The 15,778-nt window shown below is 39.3% G+C and carries 16 protein-coding genes and 2 tRNA genes; 7 read left to right on the forward strand and 11 right to left on the reverse strand.

All coding sequences use genetic code 11. The features are described 5' to 3' along the window. The first annotated feature begins 57 nt into the window (after positions 1-57). The gene (locus AB8618_RS06145) at positions 58-981 is read left to right on the forward strand and encodes a hypothetical protein (protein WP_409425228.1); all 924 of its coding nucleotides are present in this window, start codon (positions 58-60) and stop codon (positions 979-981) included. A 40-nt stretch (positions 982-1,021) separates the two neighbouring features. Here the strand turns inward: AB8618_RS06145 and AB8618_RS06150 are convergent, their stop codons facing one another. After that, the gene (locus AB8618_RS06150) at positions 1,022-1,312 is read right to left on the reverse strand and encodes a hypothetical protein (RefSeq protein WP_409425229.1); all 291 of its coding nucleotides are present in this window, start codon (positions 1,310-1,312) and stop codon (positions 1,022-1,024) included. Between the two features lie 179 nt (positions 1,313-1,491). Beyond that, positions 1,492-1,791: a hypothetical protein gene (locus AB8618_RS06155; RefSeq protein WP_409425230.1), complete on the reverse strand. Its 300-nt coding sequence runs from the start codon at positions 1,789-1,791 to the stop codon at positions 1,492-1,494. A gap of 247 nt (positions 1,792-2,038) precedes the next feature. Between AB8618_RS06155 and AB8618_RS06160 the strand changes: the two genes are divergently transcribed. Beyond that, complete coding sequence (locus AB8618_RS06160) at positions 2,039-2,524, forward strand: REP-associated tyrosine transposase (protein WP_409425231.1); 486 nt, start codon at positions 2,039-2,041, stop codon at positions 2,522-2,524. Positions 2,525-2,578: 54 nt separating this feature from the next. On the opposite strand, the gene AB8618_RS06165 is transcribed toward AB8618_RS06160, so the two are convergent. The 5 genes from AB8618_RS06165 to AB8618_RS06185 all read right to left on the reverse strand — a co-directional run bounded on the left by AB8618_RS06165 (position 2,579) and on the right by AB8618_RS06185 (position 6,014). Further along, positions 2,579-2,764 carry a hypothetical protein gene (locus tag AB8618_RS06165; protein ID WP_409425232.1) on the reverse strand — a complete coding sequence of 62 codons (186 nt, stop codon included), beginning with the start codon at positions 2,762-2,764 and terminating at the stop codon, positions 2,579-2,581. Positions 2,765-3,135: 371 nt separating this feature from the next. After that, positions 3,136-3,212, reverse strand: a tRNA-Val gene (locus AB8618_RS06170). Between the two features lie 229 nt (positions 3,213-3,441). Further along, positions 3,442-3,518, reverse strand: a tRNA-Val gene (locus tag AB8618_RS06175). 113 nt (positions 3,519-3,631) lie between these two features. After that, positions 3,632-4,681: a DUF3080 family protein gene (locus AB8618_RS06180; RefSeq protein ID WP_409425233.1), complete on the reverse strand. Its 1,050-nt coding sequence runs from the start codon at positions 4,679-4,681 to the stop codon at positions 3,632-3,634. Beyond that, positions 4,659-6,014: an MATE family efflux transporter gene (locus AB8618_RS06185; RefSeq protein WP_138604919.1), complete on the reverse strand. Its 1,356-nt coding sequence runs from the start codon at positions 6,012-6,014 to the stop codon at positions 4,659-4,661. Before AB8618_RS06185 ends, AB8618_RS06180 begins: the two co-directional genes overlap by 23 nt. A gap of 190 nt (positions 6,015-6,204) precedes the next feature. Here AB8618_RS06185 and AB8618_RS06190 point away from each other — a divergent pair, with 190 nt between their 5' ends. Beyond that, positions 6,205-6,831, forward strand: a complete 627-nt coding sequence (locus tag AB8618_RS06190) for a riboflavin synthase subunit alpha (protein ID WP_413401779.1) — start codon at positions 6,205-6,207, stop codon at positions 6,829-6,831. On the opposite strand, the gene AB8618_RS06195 is transcribed toward AB8618_RS06190, so the two are convergent. Together AB8618_RS06195 and AB8618_RS06200 are read right to left on the reverse strand one after the other, a co-directional pair. Further along, the gene (locus tag AB8618_RS06195) at positions 6,828-7,031 is read right to left on the reverse strand and encodes a CPXCG motif-containing cysteine-rich protein (protein ID WP_008464077.1); all 204 of its coding nucleotides are present in this window, start codon (positions 7,029-7,031) and stop codon (positions 6,828-6,830) included. The two genes, AB8618_RS06190 and AB8618_RS06195, sit on opposite strands and share 4 nt — an antisense overlap. 108 nt (positions 7,032-7,139) lie before the next feature. Continuing rightward, positions 7,140-8,009 carry a fructosamine kinase family protein gene (locus AB8618_RS06200; protein ID WP_409425237.1) on the reverse strand — a complete coding sequence of 290 codons (870 nt, stop codon included), beginning with the start codon at positions 8,007-8,009 and terminating at the stop codon, positions 7,140-7,142. A gap of 121 nt (positions 8,010-8,130) precedes the next feature. Here AB8618_RS06200 and AB8618_RS06205 point away from each other — a divergent pair, with 121 nt between their 5' ends. Next, entirely contained in the window at positions 8,131-8,823 is a 693-nt protein-coding gene (locus tag AB8618_RS06205) for a DUF445 domain-containing protein (RefSeq protein ID WP_409425238.1), read from the forward strand. Between the two features lie 84 nt (positions 8,824-8,907). Here AB8618_RS06205 and AB8618_RS06210 read toward each other — a convergent pair whose 3' ends face one another. Beyond that, positions 8,908-9,270: a DUF3718 domain-containing protein gene (locus tag AB8618_RS06210; RefSeq protein WP_409425239.1), complete on the reverse strand. Its 363-nt coding sequence runs from the start codon at positions 9,268-9,270 to the stop codon at positions 8,908-8,910. A gap of 244 nt (positions 9,271-9,514) precedes the next feature. On the opposite strand from AB8618_RS06210, the gene AB8618_RS06215 reads away from it, so the two are divergent. The 3 genes from AB8618_RS06215 (at position 9,515) to AB8618_RS06225 (ending at position 13,037) form a co-directional block, all read left to right on the forward strand. After that, the gene (locus tag AB8618_RS06215) at positions 9,515-10,300 is read left to right on the forward strand and encodes a hypothetical protein (RefSeq protein WP_178955830.1); all 786 of its coding nucleotides are present in this window, start codon (positions 9,515-9,517) and stop codon (positions 10,298-10,300) included. Between the two features lie 100 nt (positions 10,301-10,400). Further along, entirely contained in the window at positions 10,401-11,783 is a 1,383-nt protein-coding gene (locus tag AB8618_RS06220) for an amidohydrolase (RefSeq protein WP_413401782.1), read from the forward strand. Positions 11,784-11,795: 12 nt separating this feature from the next. After that, positions 11,796-13,037 (forward strand): amidohydrolase family protein, encoded by a 1,242-nt coding sequence (locus tag AB8618_RS06225; RefSeq protein ID WP_413401784.1) that lies wholly within the window; start codon positions 11,796-11,798, stop codon positions 13,035-13,037. Between the two features lie 110 nt (positions 13,038-13,147). Here AB8618_RS06225 and AB8618_RS06230 read toward each other — a convergent pair whose 3' ends face one another. Continuing rightward, positions 13,148-15,370, reverse strand: a complete 2,223-nt coding sequence (locus AB8618_RS06230) for an NADP-dependent isocitrate dehydrogenase (protein WP_413402836.1) — start codon at positions 15,368-15,370, stop codon at positions 13,148-13,150. Positions 15,371-15,778: the final 408 nt, after the last annotated feature.

Below are 15,778 nucleotides of genomic sequence, written 5' to 3' on the forward strand. Positions count from 1 at the left end.
ACTAATTTAATGCAATTGGTATGATAATTATAGGTGTTTTTACTAGAGGGAACTTTTATGGCTAATAAGCCAATAAGTGAAGATAATCCGTTTGCTAATTTATCTGATGTGCAGTGTGAGCACATCCAAAATTGGTATCAAAAACATATTTCTTTAACTTTAACCAACTTGCTAAAAGGTAGTAAGTCTGGCCAAGTAATAGAAAGTAAATTAGAGCAGGCGTTAAACGAAGCATTAATAAACAGTAAACAAACCATAACCTATACAGGTGATGATAGTTCGCCTATAAAATTACAAAATGCCAGTGTATTGGCAGAGCTCAAAGATACACGTAATTTGTTTCATGGTGCGCAAGTAAAAATAAATAAATTAGAACAAAAAATAACAACAAGTGCTGACGAAATACAATTACTAGAGGCTCAAAAAAGCGAACTTCAACTAGAAGTACGCAGTTTAAAGCAACGATTAAACCATGTTTTATCCAGATTAGAGTCACAAGGCGTCTCGTTTCAAAAAAGCCATTATGTTGGTCGTATATTGGTGCATGCTTTACGGGCAAGCTTTGAAAATTGGCAACAAACGCCTTCTGGCGAGTCTTTCAAAAATCATGACTTTTACAAGCTGTTTCCTCGGGTTTTGTACTCAAGTTTACTAAAAGAGATAGAAAAACTGCTAGGTGGGCATGATTATAATGAAATAGAACGCTCGTTGAGTGATTTTGTATTTCAACAAAAGGGTTTTCCAGTTGAGAATTGGCCGGATGAAGACCCGATATACGAGACACGATTAATTAACCAAAAACAGTCAGAACTATTAATTAAGCTACAAAGCCAACATCAGCAGAGAAAGAACTTTACCGCCTATTTAGAAAAACGTCTTGCTAATACTGGGTTTACTCATAAGCACAGTGATTTACTGATGACTTTAGTTGAGTTTGCGACAAATGATGAGAATAGTAAGTTTTCTAGTTACTGCCATTAATTAGCAGTATTTGTTTGGCTATTCTGCAGTAAAGGTGTAATTAGAGGGGCTGTTGAAGCCCAAGTTGCTTTAGCCTAGCTGCAATATTGTCTTGCGTGAGTGCTTGCGTTACCCATTTATACAAGGTGCTTATATCTAGCGTGTGGTTTGGGCGAAGTAATAACTGATGATTATAGGTTTGTGCCACTCGCTCAGACACAAGTAGCAAACGCTTGCTTTTTGGATACTTGCTAAAGTATTGATTTAGGTAAGAACGAGTAACAATAGCGCTATCGCTGCGTTTTTTTAATACTAATTCAATACTTCTTTTATGGCTGCTTAATAAGGTCATTTTATATTCGTTTTCAAGAACTGAGGGGCTACTTTCGAAATTAGCTAACGGATAATGGTAGCCTAAAATACCCACCAAGGTTTTATCTGCTAAGTTATCAAACCAGGCTTGAGACTTGGCAAATTGCTTTAAAGCAATAAATACCTCAGTATCTATGGCTACAACAGGGGAGTTACTAATTACATTGTTTCCCTGTAGCCATCCCCAATCTGGGTTCTCAAAAAAATCGAATCGAATAGGCCATTTTGGTAATCTTTAAAGCGACGAATGGGTGTGGTTAGTACTAATTTAAAATGATAAGAAGGCTGTATTTTATTTAGCTCGCTTATTAATTCAACGGTAAGACCAGAAGCACGCCCATCAACAATTTCTATATAAGGAGGGAACTCATAGCCACCTACTTTTACCACAGTTTTTGCATGAGCTTCTTCAATTGTAAAACCAAGTAAGGCTAGTAAAATGAGCGTAACAAACTTCATAGTTAAATCCTTCCTTAGCGTGCTTTTGATATATTAATTTATAAGATAGTCTATTTGTTAACATAGTATGAATTATCAAGCAATAAATTCTAACTTTGCAGGGTGATTAAATGGATGTTACTTGATATTTATTAAGCAAGTGTAGATCGAGTGCCCTTTTTTGGAGTGTTCCCAAAAATTAACGTAGGTTGGATAAGCCGAAGGCGTCATCCGACGATGTTTAGCCGTTTATTATAAGGAGATTTTTGTGAGATATCGTCGAAATTATCAACCAGGAGGAACGTATTTTTTTACGGTTAATTTGCAGGATCGTAAAAAGTCATTATTGGTTGAGCATATTGATTTATTGCGAGGGTCTGTGCGCTGGGTAAAAATGCATAAACCATTTTATATTGATGCGTGGGTGGTGTTGCCCGATCATATGCATGCAGTATTAACTTTACCCAAAGGTGATAGCGATTATTCTGGCCGCTGGCGCGAAATAAAAAAACGTTTTTCTAAAGGCTTGCCTAAAAACGAACATTTATCACTCGCACGCGTTAATAAAAATGAACGAGGGATTTGGCAACGTCGCTTTTGGGAGCATACTATTGTTGATGAACGTGATTATTGGCACCACGTAAATTATGTGCATTTTAACCCGCTTAAACATGGTTTGGTTGAACGGGTTATTGATTGGCCTCATTCAAGCTTTCATAAAGCGGTCGCATCAGGAATGTACAGCCGCAATTGATGTGGGGAATAATTAATACCTTATATGTGGGTGTTTCCCATACGTCCCCAATAATTAACGTAGGTTGGATAAGCCAGAGGCGTCATCCGACGATGTTGGATAATTCGAAGGCGTCATCCGACGATGTTGGATATTAATCATTACCGGTGCAGGTTTTGCTTTATGTCGGGTGGTGTTTGATGTTTGAGTGTTAACCAATGTCGGGTGTTTACCCAATGTCGGGTGGCGTGGCTTCGCCACTTAACCGACCTACGGTGTTTTTGATTTGGTACGACTGAGTGGATTCGAGCTATCGATCCTTGGAGCGGGTGATTAAGAGAGGGTAGTGCTTTTTATTGAGGTGTTTTTGAATTGGTACGACTGAGTGGATTCGAGCTATCGACCTTGGAGCGGGTGATTAAGAGTAGGTAGTGCTTTTTCTTGAGATGTTTTTTGAATTGGTACGACTGAGTGGATTCGAGCTATCGACCTTGGAGCGGGTGATTAAGAGTAGGTAGTGCTTTTTCTTGAGGTGTTTTTTGAATTGGTACGACTGAGTGGATTCGAACCACCGACCCTTGGAGCGGGTGATTAAGAGTAGGTAGTGCTTTTTCTTGAGGTGTTTTTTGAATTGGTACGACTGAGTGGATTCGAACCACCGACCCCTACCATGTCAAGGTAGTGCTCTAACCAACTGAGCTACAGTCGTACAATTTTAAATACATTTTTACTAATTTTGGTACGACTGAGTGGATTCGAACCACTGACCTCTGGACCGGGTGATCATGAGTAGGTAGTGCTCTTTCCTTCAACGTACTTTAAATACATTATTTACTAATTTTGGTACGACTAAATGGATTCAAACCACTGACCTCTGGACCGGGTGATCAAGAGTAGGTAGTGCTCTTTCCTTCAACGCACTTTAAATATGCTAATTTTGGTACGACTGAGTGGATTCGAACCACCGACCCCTACCATGTCAAGGTAGTGCTCTAACCAACTGAGCTACAGTCGTATTGCATGTATTTAAGAGTTGTTAATTGCTTAACAACGGTCGCTAATATATAGCGTGATGGGGAGTGAATCAAGCATGTTTATGTTATTTGAGTTTATTTGCCGTTTTTTTATTCATATTGGACTGATTTCACACGTTTTATAAAACTTTTGCCACCATATAACATGCTCTTTTGCTGACGACTTTAGCTGAGTAAGTAAATTGTTAGCGCTTGGGTCAAGTAGGGCATTTATCTCTTCACTACTTACTGCTTGATTAAACCACAGCTTCAAATACATTGGCTGCAATGTTTCTAAATAGCCACTTAATTGCGCCTGATAAGGCTGAATTTGTTTTAAATAATATTTATTGAATATATTACTGACAATTTTAGCTTGCTGCTTGTTTTTACCCTTTGGGCATATATCTTCAAGCGTTAAGGTATTTACAAACTGGGTGGCTGCATGATTTAAGCTAATTTGTTCACGTGCGGCTTGAATAAGTTGTTGGTTAAATTTGTATCTGTTAAGCGGCTCAAGCGCTGACAAAATATCATCACTGTTTATTGCCATACTATTTTGGTTTTCTATTAGCTGTTTTATGGTAGTTAGCTTTTTAAGCCCCTCAACTGTGTCGCTAAACCCAGCCGGTTGAGTGTTGAGCTCTTGGCCGGTTAATTGCCAACTGCTGTTGAGCTCGGGTTCACTAAATAACATATTGTTGAAAAACTGAGTGAGCTGAGCTTGTTTTTGAGTTTTTGCCGCAGCAATTTTGTTGTAAATCTTGCTTTGTTTATCCAAGCTATTTAAACAGTTTTGCGCGCTTTGAATAAAATCTATTTGGTACTTCAATTGACTAGCAGCGGTGGCTGTTTTACCTAACTGATTATTATGCTCGCTTATTAAAACGTTCAGTTTACATTGGCTAATACCAGCAAGTTCAGTTATGCCAATTTTAATTGCTGGTTGTAAAGCTTTAACAGGCTCAATTAAAGTAAGTTGTTGTAGTGAATTTGTGTTTGGCTCGGGAACTTGCAAGGTACTACTCAAGCGAGACAAATACGTTTTATTTGCCTCACTGGGCTGCTCTGAGCAGCCAAAAAGAAATACACAGCACACTGCCTGTAACCAACTAAGTGGCAGTGTGTTATTTATAGATTGTTTAAGAGAGAATAAATGGTTCACGTTTAAATCGCCTATGCACTGTCAGCATTAGCAGTACAGCTGCTACTGATAAGCCAACGATGATACCTATCCAGAATCCATGCGGGCCCATTGCTGGCACTATTAAGTCTGTTCTTGCTAATACGTAGCCTAAACTAAAGCCGATTAACCAATAAGAGATAAAAGTGATATAAGAAATAGGCGCGGTATGCTTTAACCCTCTTAGTATACCATTTGCAGCCACTTGTAATGCATCAGGAAGTTGATAAATACAGGCTAAAATCATAATTGATGAAGCAAGTGCAAGTACTGCAGGGCTATCGCTATAAAGCTCGCTAATCACATCGCGACCTATAAAAGTAATAAAAGCAATAAATAGAGCGATAATTGCCGCTAAAATATAACTTGTAGACACGGCTACTTTTAATTGATCTAAATGATTTTGCCCAAATAAATTACCAATTCGTATGCTAATTGCAATTGAGAGACTAAGAGGCATCATAAATAATAGTGCCGTAACACTGGCTGCAATTTGATGGCCAGACACGGCCACCGCACCTAAGTGCGCAATAAATAAAGGTATACAGGCAAACAAGGTTACTTCAAAAAAAGTGGCTAGTGATATAGGAATACCTAGTTTGGTAATAATACCTATGGTTTTAAAGTTAGGTTTTTCAAAGCCAGTTAATAAGCCTTTAGCGTCTACTTTTTTGCTGAGCTGGCAATAAGTTACCTGCGCAATGGCCATAACAGTAAATACGAGTGCAGTAGCAATACCACAACCGGCTCCGCCAAACGCTGGTAGGCCAAATAAGCCATTGATAAAAATATAATTGAGTGGAATATTTACTGCAAGCCCCAGTAGGCTAATATAAAATGCGGGCTTGGTCATGCCCATGCCTTCGGTCATATTTCTGTAAACGGTAAAAATCAAAAATCCAAACACCCCCCATTTAACAAAATGGATGTAGTCAAAAGCAAGTCCAGCAATTGCAGGGGTGGTATCTAGCTGTAAAATAACAGTATTGGCAAGCTGCGCCGCACTAAAACCAGCAATACTTAAAAGGAGCGTTAAATAAAGGGCTTGCTGAAAATAATGGCTGATGCCGTTACGATCTTTAGCACCAGCGAATTGTGCAATAACGCCCGTTAATGCTAATAAAATCCCTTGTATTGCTAATAAAATTGGGTTCCATATCCCCGTTGCAATTGACAGTGCAGCTAAATCGGTAGGGCTCACTTGTCCGGCCATAATGGTGTCAACCACCGACATTAATACTAAAGTTACTTGTGCTAAAAAAACCGGAACGGCAAGAGAAAGTAAACGTTTGGCTTCCCAACTACAAAAAGTCATAAAAAACAGCTATTCAGAAAAACATAGTCGCATTGTAATCTATTGTGATCTGCCAAGCTATGCTGGTGGTCGGTGTTTGTATTTAATTCATCTTGGTGGTGAAAATAACCATGAATAAGTGCTATTAAGTGAATGATTTTGTCTTTTGATACGTTAAACTAGCACTTTGTAAGAAATAGAAGCGATTTTTATGTTTACCGGAATTATTCAAACTCAAGCAACGGTAGTTTCTAAAATCCATTCACAGGGCGTGTTACGCTTGGTAGTTTCTGTCAATGAGCAGTACGTGAAGCATTTAGACCTAGGCGCCAGCATCGCTATAAACGGCTGCTGTTTGACTGTGGTAAAAGTAGAACTAAGTAACCATGATGTGGTTGCTCAAGTGCATTTTGATGTGATTGACGAAACCTTGCAGCTTACTAATCTTGGGCAACTGGAATTGGGTAGCTTAGTTAATTATGAGCGTTCAGTGTCATTTGGTACTGAATTGGGTGGACATATTGTATCTGGACATATTCATTGCACTGCAAAAATAGCGCAAATAGTTAAGTTAGAAAACAACTACAAAATACAGCTCAGCCTGCCAAAAAAATGGCAAAAATATGTGCTATACAAAGGGTTTGTATCTGTTAATGGCGCAAGTTTAACGGTGGGTAATATTGATGAGTTTGGCTTTTGGTTGCATTTAATACCAGAAACACTCGATATAACTAATTTAGGTGAAGCCGTTGTGGGTGATGAGTTCAATATTGAAGTCGACCAGCAAACCTACACAATCATAAACACCGTTGAAAACTACATGCGCCAACATAGCTAAAATATTTGTTCGTCATCGCTGTCCACATGTAATTCTAACTTGTTACGTGCATAGTCTATATGCATGTTCAAGTGTATAAGGTTACAACAGGCACTACATTCTTCATAGTAGTCTTGATCGCCCATACTGGCATCGAGATCTAAATGAATATGATGTCCACAATGTGGACAGGCGATACGTTGTGATAAAAAGTCTTTCATAATAACACCTCATAAAAACTAAGTTTTTTTACGTGGGTAGCACACAACGGGCTTACACTAAATATAGTGCTTATATCTTGTTTACTGCATTTATTTTAGTTTACGAGTTTAGTCTAGTAAGTTTATTAGTTTATCAACGTGCTCTTTAGCCTGATTTAGATAATGACCCGCAAAAATGTTAGCGTTGTTTAAAACAGGGTAAAGCTGGTAAACAAGCTTACGTTGCTCATAACCCTGTGCTAAAGGGTAGTGGTGCTTGTAGGTATCATAAAAATCTTCTGGAAGGGGAGCATAGAGCTCGCTCATAGCAATATCGACTTCCCGATCACCGTAATAGCAGGCAGGGTCAAACAAGGTCGGAATGTTATTTACAAAGCCCAGGTTACCACGCCAAAAATCGCCATGTAATAATGAGGGTAAAACATGATGATTATGCAGTGTCTCTTTTACTAAATTTATTAGTTGTTCGGGGTCTGAAAGTACAATGTCTTTTTCAGCTAATAATTGTAATTGCCAACCAATACGTTCTTCTGCAAAAAATACATCCCATTTTTTATGCCACTGATTAGGCTGAAGCGTTGAGCTTAAATAATTGTCGGTATCAAAACCAAACATCGCTTGCTGGTGTTTTTGATGTAACATGGCAAGATGCTCCCCCATAGTTGACCAATGAGTGTGGGGAAGCTCGTCAAATGTAAGCCACTCTAATACAATGAAGGCGTATTCTATATTGGCCCCAGTTGTAATGCAGTCGGGAACCATAAATACACTGTTTTGAGTAAGCTGTTTTAAGCCTTGAGCTTGAGCCTCAAAGCGCTCTAGCTCATGTTTTTGCCCAATTTTAACTAAGTAATTGTGCTTGCCATCGCTTAAATGAAATAACTTATCGGTGGATGTGTTTTGCAATTGACGTTTATGGGTGTGTTTAAAATCATAATGGATAGCCTGGCTGATCTCTTGATTGATTGTTTTCCACATAACAATAGTCACCTTTTAAACCTATAAATAAACTATGGCAAAAAGGGATTAAATAAACAAATTAATCGGTGTAAAATTAAGGCTATCAATTTCTGATACAAATCACTGAAATGGAATAAAAATGAATAAAAGTTTTATCACTAACTTATTAGCAGCGTGTTGTGTTGTTATTGGTTTTGTATTTGAACAAACCATTGTACTTTCGGTGGGCTTATTTGCACTCTCCGGTGCAGTTACAAACTTACTCGCTATTCATATGCTGTTTGAAAAAGTGCCGTTTTTATATGGTTCGGGTGTAATTGCACTTAAGTTTGAAAGTTTTAAAGTGGCTATAAGAAACTTAATACTTACGGAGTTCTTTTCTGAGCATAAAATAGACAAGCTTCTAAGTAAGGCTCAACCAACGATAGACTTTGAGTCAGTTATTTATAAGGTGGATTTAAATCCTGCATTCGATAATTTGTTAGTGGTTATTGAACAATCACAATTTGGTAGCATGCTTGCAATGTTTGGCGGCACTGAAGCCGTTGAGCCGATGCGAGAAAAGTTTATTGAAAAAATGCAGTCATCACTAGTGCAAATTAGCGATACCGACGATTTTAAAACATTATTAACCGACATGTTAACCCAAGGTAATAACGCGGAAAGTTTGCATAATACGGTGCTTAAGTTAGTGGATGAACGCTTAGATGAACTCACCCCTAAAATGGTAAAAGAAATAATTCAAACCATGATACGCGAACACTTAGGCTGGCTCGTTGTGTGGGGTGGGGTATTTGGTGGCTTATTTGGTTTGTTGGCAGCGCTTATTTGATAATAAATACACGTTAAGCAGGTACTTAGCCCCTGCTTAACGTGTTTGAATCGAGTAAATTAAACGCATTTAAAACCTGTAATATTATTTAGACCCCGCCATAATAACCACAAGCGGTTTGTTTGCCCTTGCTAAGTCTTTTATTGACGTACTAGTAGACGCTTCAATATTTAAAAAGCGTGCTGATTTATTTAAATCATACAGCGCTACAAAATCATCCATTGATAAATCATTACAGAGTAATTTTTTGCCAATTACATGTTTACTAATTCGCAGATCTTTCATGGCTCTGTGAAGTGTCAGTCTTTTGTTAGATGCAACGGCCATGCAAGCTTGCGTACCGGGTGATGAATCAGCGGCAACAAAGGTGGTTGCCATTACCGGTGTCGTTAATGTTGCTGCGCCCAATAATACCGTTGAATACAGGGATGCTTTAAAAGAAATCATAGTATTTGCCTCTTTGTTTATGTGCAACTTAAGTATTGCCTAATGTAGCAGGAATGTTGTTAACTGAATGGGGTAAGCTGTAAGAAGATGTGTATATAAATCGTGCAATTTTGTAGGTGTATGAAAAGTTGTTCATAAATAATTTATTTTTGACACACTTTAGCGTTTTCCTACTGAAATATTTTTTCAGGCTGTTATTATCGCGCCCTAAATTTGTAGCATTTTATATTTTTGGAGCGCAATTGTGAATAAAACGTTAGCAAGTTACTACCAGCAAGCTTATGCGTGTGAGCAACAGCATTTTAACCAATGTTTTTATTGCGGCTGTGAAGCAACAGAGCGCGATCATTGTCCGCCATTGCACATGCTACAAAGTATTATTGATTTAGGCGAAGAAGCTGACTTTGTTGCTATTGCAGCTTGTTATGAATGCCATGCATTACTTCATAATGAACGATTAATGACCATTGATGAGCGATTCAGTAAACTTAAAAAGAAGTTATCTAATAAGTACGCAAAGCCTTTGCGTGTTTATAATATGTGGGAAGAAAATGAACTCGCTGATATGAGTGATGAATTTGCTCATAGCATTCAAGCAGGTATGAAGCTGGGTAAAGAAGCGGCTGAGCGACTCGCCTTTACGGGGTTTAGTTATGCCACTGAGGAAGCACGTGTCACAGTGCGTGAAAAAACCAAAGAGTTTGATGTTGAAGGCACTGTATTTACCGATTTCAAAGAAGCGCTTAACTATTGCATTACTGTATTAAAGGTGCAAAAAAGTGATTTTTATAAAATTTTAGTGGAAGACTATCAAGGTGATTTTAATAAGGCATTGAGCCAATACAGGCATCGTCATGATAAAGTTACAGCCGCAAAAGATGGTAATACATTGATAAAAGATTTTTCAAAATTACATAAGCAAAATTCGGATTTTGTAACCCGAACGGTTAAACACTTTATAAGTAAAGATCCATCGCTTACCACAGAAGGGGCATTGGATAAGCTTTATAACAATTATATAAAAAAATAATTACAGAAATTCACCTTAAATAACCGCCTTTTCACCTGTTTTTTTAGCTTTATGCGTTTGCTTTCGCTAAAGTAGTAAAAAAACAGGAGAACCTAAAAACATGCAAAAATTTGCTCCCTCATTGTTAGCTGTTGGTTTAGCAGCAGCACTTGTTGGTTGCCAAGAAAGCGGTCCACAAGATGACAAAGTAACCATTAATAAAAACCCATACCCAAGTACTTACCAACCGGTAGCGACATCAAGCACGTTAATCACCAATGCGACTGTATTAACAGGTACGGGTGAACGTTTAGATGAAGCCGATGTATTAATTGTCGACGGTAAAGTGCAGCAAATTGGTAAAGATTTAACCGCTGATGCGAATACCACCATCGACGCACAAGGTAAATGGGTAACACCAGGCATTATTGACGTTCATTCACATTTAGGTGCTTATCCAAATCCATCGGTTGAATCTCATCAAGATGGCAACGAAATGACCAGTCCAAATACTGCAGAAGTATGGGTTGAACATTCAATTTGGCCACAAGATCCAGGTTTCAATCGCGCACGTGAAGGCGGTATTACGTCATTACAAATTTTACCTGGTTCAGCTAATTTATTCGGTGGACGTGGTGTTACCCTTAAAAATGTACCGGCTCACACCATGCAAGGGATGAAATTTCCTGACGCACCATACGGTTTAAAAATGGCGTGTGGTGAGAATCCTAAACGTGTTTACGGTCGCAAAGGTGTATTACCGATGACACGTATGGGTAATATGGCAGGATATCGCACAGCATGGATTGGCGCTCAAGAATATAAGCGTGAGTGGGATAAATACGATGCTGATTACGCTGCGGGTAAAAACCCAGAAGCTCCACATCGTGATATTAAATACGATACATTACGTGGTGTTTTAGAAGGTGACGTTCGTATTCACAATCACTGCTACAAAGCAGAAGAAATGGCGATGATGATCGACCTTTCTAAAGAGTTTAATTACCATGCCGGCACATTCCACCACGGAATTGAAGCCTATAAGATTGCTGATTTATTAGCTGAAAATGGCTCGTGTGCAGCACTTTGGCCAGACTGGTGGGGCTTTAAAATGGAAGCCTACGATATGGTGCAAGAGAACGTAGCTATTGTTGATGCAGTTAAAAACTCATGTGCTGTTGTGCACTCAGATTCTGATACGACGATTCAACGCTTGAACCAAGAAGCCGCAAAAGTAATGTACAGTGCAAACCAAAATGGGTTTGATATTTCTGAGCAACACGCGATTAAATGGATCACGTCTAACGCCGCTAAATCATTAGGCATTGAAGATAAAACAGGCTCACTTGAAACAGGTAAACAAGCTGATGTTGTTATTTGGAATCAAAGCCCGTTTAGTGTTTATGCAAAAGCAGAGCAAGTGTTTGTTGATGGCGCAAAAGTTTACGATAGAAACGATAGCGCATTCCAAGCACAAAGTGATTTTATGTTAGGTCAACAATAAGGAGCACCCAGAATGAAAAAATTATCACGTTCGTTTTCGCTTTCTCTGGTTGCTGCAGGGCTACTAGCATCGGGTGCCGTAAGCGCCCAGTCATTAGCAATCATTAATGCAACTTTGCATACATCTTCAGATCAAGGTGTATTAGAAGGAGCTAGCATTGTAATGAATGATGGCAAAATCACTGCCATTAACCCTAGCGATGTTGAAGCTGACAAAGTTATTGATGCTAAAGGTCAAATAGTGACGGCTGGTTTTATCGCCAGTGTAAACCAGCTTGGCTTAGTTGAAGTAGGTGCAGTTGCCGGTTCTCGCGATGCAGGAGAAGACAAAGCGGGTATCGATTTTGATGCAAGCTTAGCATTCAATCCTCGTTCAAGCTTAATTCCTTATGCACGTAAAGGCGGTATCACTCGCGATTTGATCACCCCATACGGTGGTGACAGCATATTTGCAGGCCTAGCAAGTGTTGTTGATTTAAGTGGTAGCTTTGAAAGCGTAGATAAAAAGCAAGCTGCACTAGTGGTTCATTTAGGTGAGCGTAGTAAAGGCTCTCGTGCATTTACCTTGCAAACACTTATCAATAAGTTAGATGAGCATCAAACCAAAGCAAGTAAAGACGCTAAAAAAGACGACGCTAAGCCAAGTGCTGAAGACACCATAATGGCTAAAGTACTAAAAGGCGATATGCCATTACTAATTAGTGTGTCGCGTTCGGCTGATATTGTTGAACTAATAAAAGTGAAACAGCAGTTTGGCGTAAACATTGTCCTTAATGGCGCTCAAGATGCCGTTGTAGTTAAAGATCGCATCGCTAAAGCAGGCATTCCTGTGATCATTAGTGCAATGGATAACTTACCAGGCAGCTTTGATTCGTTGCATGCAAGCTTGAATAATGCCGGAATACTAGAAAAAGCCGGTGTTAAAGTGCTATTAACTGTGGGTGGTGACGCAAGTCACAATGTTTACCAGCTTCGCTACGATGCCGGTAACGCAGTGTCTTACGGTATGAGCCAGCAAGGCGCATTAAGGGCCATGACCTCGAATGTAGCTGATGTATTTGGTATTAATGCCGGTAGCCTAGAAGTAGGAAAAGCCGCTGATGTTGTTATGTGGAGTAACGACCCGTTTGAGCTGAGCAGCCACGTGAATAAAATGTTTATCAATGGAGTTGAGGTTAGTACTGAATCTCGCCAAGATAAACTGCGTGAGCGCTATACAACAGAATCGAACATGCCACGCGCATACACAAAATAAACTTTTTAAGTTGAATTTAAAAGGCCGCATTAGCGGCCTTTTTTACGAACACCTTTCGCCTAAGCACAAAAAAGGCGCTCTGTGAGCGCCTTTTCATTCATTTAATTGATTTATACTAGTTTAGATAAAATCTCGTTAAATGTTGTGCTTGGACGCATTGCTTTAAAGGCTGCATCGTCATTTGGCTGGAAGTATCCGCCAATGTTCATTGCAGGACCCTGTGCGTCGTTTAGCTCGTTAACAATTTGCTCTTTATTGGTTTCAAGGTCGCTAGCAATTTGTGTAAATTGCGCTTTAAGCTCGCTATCTTCATTTTGCTTAGCAAGTTCTTGAGCCCAGAATAAAGATAAGAAGAAATGAGAACCACGGTTATCAATTTCTTTTACTTTACGTGAAGGCGATTTGTTTTCAGCTAGGAATGTGCCCGTTGCTTTATCAAGTGTATCAGCAAGTACTTGTGCCTTGTTGTTACCCGTTGTTGTGCTTAGGTGTTCAAGTGATGCAGCAAGTGCTAAGAACTCACCTAAAGAATCCCAACGTAAGTGGTTTTCTTTTTCAAACTGTTGAACGTGCTTAGGGGCAGAACCACCAGCACCTGTTTCAAATAAACCACCGCCATTCATTAGTGGCACAATTGAAAGCATTTTAGCACTAGTACCCAATTCTAAAATTGGGAATAAATCTGTTAGGTAATCACGTAATACGTTACCTGTTACAGAAATCGTGTCTTTACCTTCTTTGATGCGTGCTAGTGAGAACAAGGTTGCATCCATTGGCGATAAAATTTGAATATCTAGGCCAGCAGTATCATGTTCTGGCAAGTATTTGTTCACTTTTTTGATTAGCTCAGCATCGTGTGCACGTTCTGCATCTAACCAGAAAATAGCCGGATTACCTGTTGCGCGAGCGCGGTTTACTGCAAGCTTAACCCAATCTTGGATTGGTGCATCTTTAACCTGACACATACGCCAGATATCACCTTGCTCAACACTGTGCTCAAGTAGGGTGTTGCCGTTTGTGTCAACAACACGAATAGTACCATCAGCTTTTGCTTCAAATGTTTTGTCATGTGAGCCGTATTCTTCCGCTTTTTGAGCCATAAGGCCAACGTTTGGTACGCTACCCATAGTTGTAGGATCAAAAGCACCGTGCTCTTTACAAAAATCAATGGTTGCTTGGTAAACGCCAGAGTAACAACGATCTGGAATTACAAAGCTTGTGTCTTGTAATTTATCGTCTTTATTCCACATTTGACCGCTTGAACGAATTGCAGCAGGCATAGAAGCATCGATGATCACATCACTTGGTACGTGTAAGTTTGTAATACCACGATGAGAATCAACCATGGCGATAGCAGGGCGGTTAGCGTAAACCGCTTGAATGTCTGCTTCAATTTCTTCGCGCTTAGCGTCATCTAATGTTTGAATTTTAGAGTACACATCGCCTAAACCGTTATTTACATCAACACCTAGCTCTTCAAAAAGTGCACCGTGTTTTGCAAAAACGTCTTTGTAGAATACTTTTACAGCGTGACCAAAGATAATTGGATCAGATACTTTCATCATGGTTGCTTTCATATGAAGCGAAAATAACACGCCTTTTTCTTTAGCAGCATTAATTTCAGCTTCTAGGAATGCTTGTAATTTCGCAGCACTAATACGTGATGCATCAATTACTTCACCAGCAAGTAATGGCGTGCTTTGTTTAAGTACAGTGATATCGCCATTAGCCGCTACGTGTTCAATACGAACATCCGTTGCTTCATCAACAGTTAGTGATTGCTCAGAACCAAAGAAGTCACCTTCTTCCATGCTTGCAACGTAAGATTGTGAATCTTTGCTCCACGCGCCCATTGAATGTGGGTTATTACGTGCATACTCTTTCACTGAACCTGGTGCGCGACGGTCAGAGTTACCTTCACGAAGTACAGGGTTTACTGCGCTGCCTTTAATTTTATCGTAGGCAGCTTGAATCGCTTTCTCTTCATCGTTTTTAGGTTCAACCGGGTATTCTGGAAGTGCATAACCTTTTTCTTGAAGCTCTTTAATTACAGCGCGAAGTTGTGGAACTGATGCACTAATGTTCGGTAATTTAATGATGTTAGCTTCTGGTGTTTTTGCCATTTCGCCAAGTTCTGCAAGTGCATCACCAATGCGTTGTTCTTCTGTTAGGTAATCCGGGAAGCTCGCAATTACACGACCAGCTAATGAGATGTCGCGTGTTTCAACTTCAACACCTGCCGCATTTGTGTATGCTTGGATAATAGGTAACAACGAATAAGTTGCTAGTGCCGGAGCTTCGTCCGTTTTTGTATAGATAATTTTTGATGTCATCATCATTCCTAGATAGTAGGCCGCATTGGCCAAATTCAACAATGCAAAGAAATCATCGCTTAATACTTTTAAATAAAGCATTAGTACATGCAATGAGTAGTCTGTTAGGTGTTGGTACTCGTATAACCTAAACAAGGTGAGAATAATCACACCTGACGGACTAATGTCTTTTATAACTAAAATTTATGTAAATACAAACTAGCCATTAGGCTAAAGTAATTACGTTTTACAGGATAAAGAGTGTAACAAGCTTGGCTAAAAAGGGCTAGGATTACACGCCAGACGCCAGCAGTTAAACATCTAATACTGAAATTATTGGGGTAGATAAAATAAAATCAAGGAGTGGGGTTGAATTAACAAACAATGAGGCAATTTATATTGGAGTGGTTAGGGATTTTTAAGAAATTA

It is taken from the genome of Pseudoalteromonas sp. RW-H-Ap-1, from assembly GCF_048318575.1.
Lineage (GTDB): Bacteria > Pseudomonadota > Gammaproteobacteria > Enterobacterales > Alteromonadaceae > Pseudoalteromonas.

Bases quoted from the DNA above. Each gene is read 5' to 3' on its own strand.
- AB8618_RS06145 (WP_409425228.1), top strand. From the start codon at position 58: ATGGCTAATAAGCCAATAAGTGAAGATAATCCGTTTGCTAATTTATCT.
- AB8618_RS06150 (WP_409425229.1), bottom strand. From the start codon at position 1,312: ATGACCTTATTAAGCAGCCATAAAAGAAGTATTGAATTAGTATTAAAA.
- AB8618_RS06155 (WP_409425230.1), bottom strand. From the start codon at position 1,791: ATGAAGTTTGTTACGCTCATTTTACTAGCCTTACTTGGTTTTACAATT.
- AB8618_RS06185 (WP_138604919.1), bottom strand. From the start codon at position 6,014: ATGACTTTTTGTAGTTGGGAAGCCAAACGTTTACTTTCTCTTGCCGTT.
- AB8618_RS06190 (WP_413401779.1), top strand. From the start codon at position 6,205: ATGTTTACCGGAATTATTCAAACTCAAGCAACGGTAGTTTCTAAAATC.
- AB8618_RS06195 (WP_008464077.1), bottom strand. From the start codon at position 7,031: ATGAAAGACTTTTTATCACAACGTATCGCCTGTCCACATTGTGGACAT.
- AB8618_RS06200 (WP_409425237.1), bottom strand. From the start codon at position 8,009: ATGTGGAAAACAATCAATCAAGAGATCAGCCAGGCTATCCATTATGAT.
- AB8618_RS06205 (WP_409425238.1), top strand. From the start codon at position 8,131: ATGAATAAAAGTTTTATCACTAACTTATTAGCAGCGTGTTGTGTTGTT.
- AB8618_RS06210 (WP_409425239.1), bottom strand. From the start codon at position 9,270: ATGATTTCTTTTAAAGCATCCCTGTATTCAACGGTATTATTGGGCGCA.
- AB8618_RS06220 (WP_413401782.1), top strand. From the start codon at position 10,401: ATGCAAAAATTTGCTCCCTCATTGTTAGCTGTTGGTTTAGCAGCAGCA.
- AB8618_RS06225 (WP_413401784.1), top strand. From the start codon at position 11,796: ATGAAAAAATTATCACGTTCGTTTTCGCTTTCTCTGGTTGCTGCAGGG.
- AB8618_RS06230 (WP_413402836.1), bottom strand. From the start codon at position 15,370: ATGACATCAAAAATTATCTATACAAAAACGGACGAAGCTCCGGCACTA.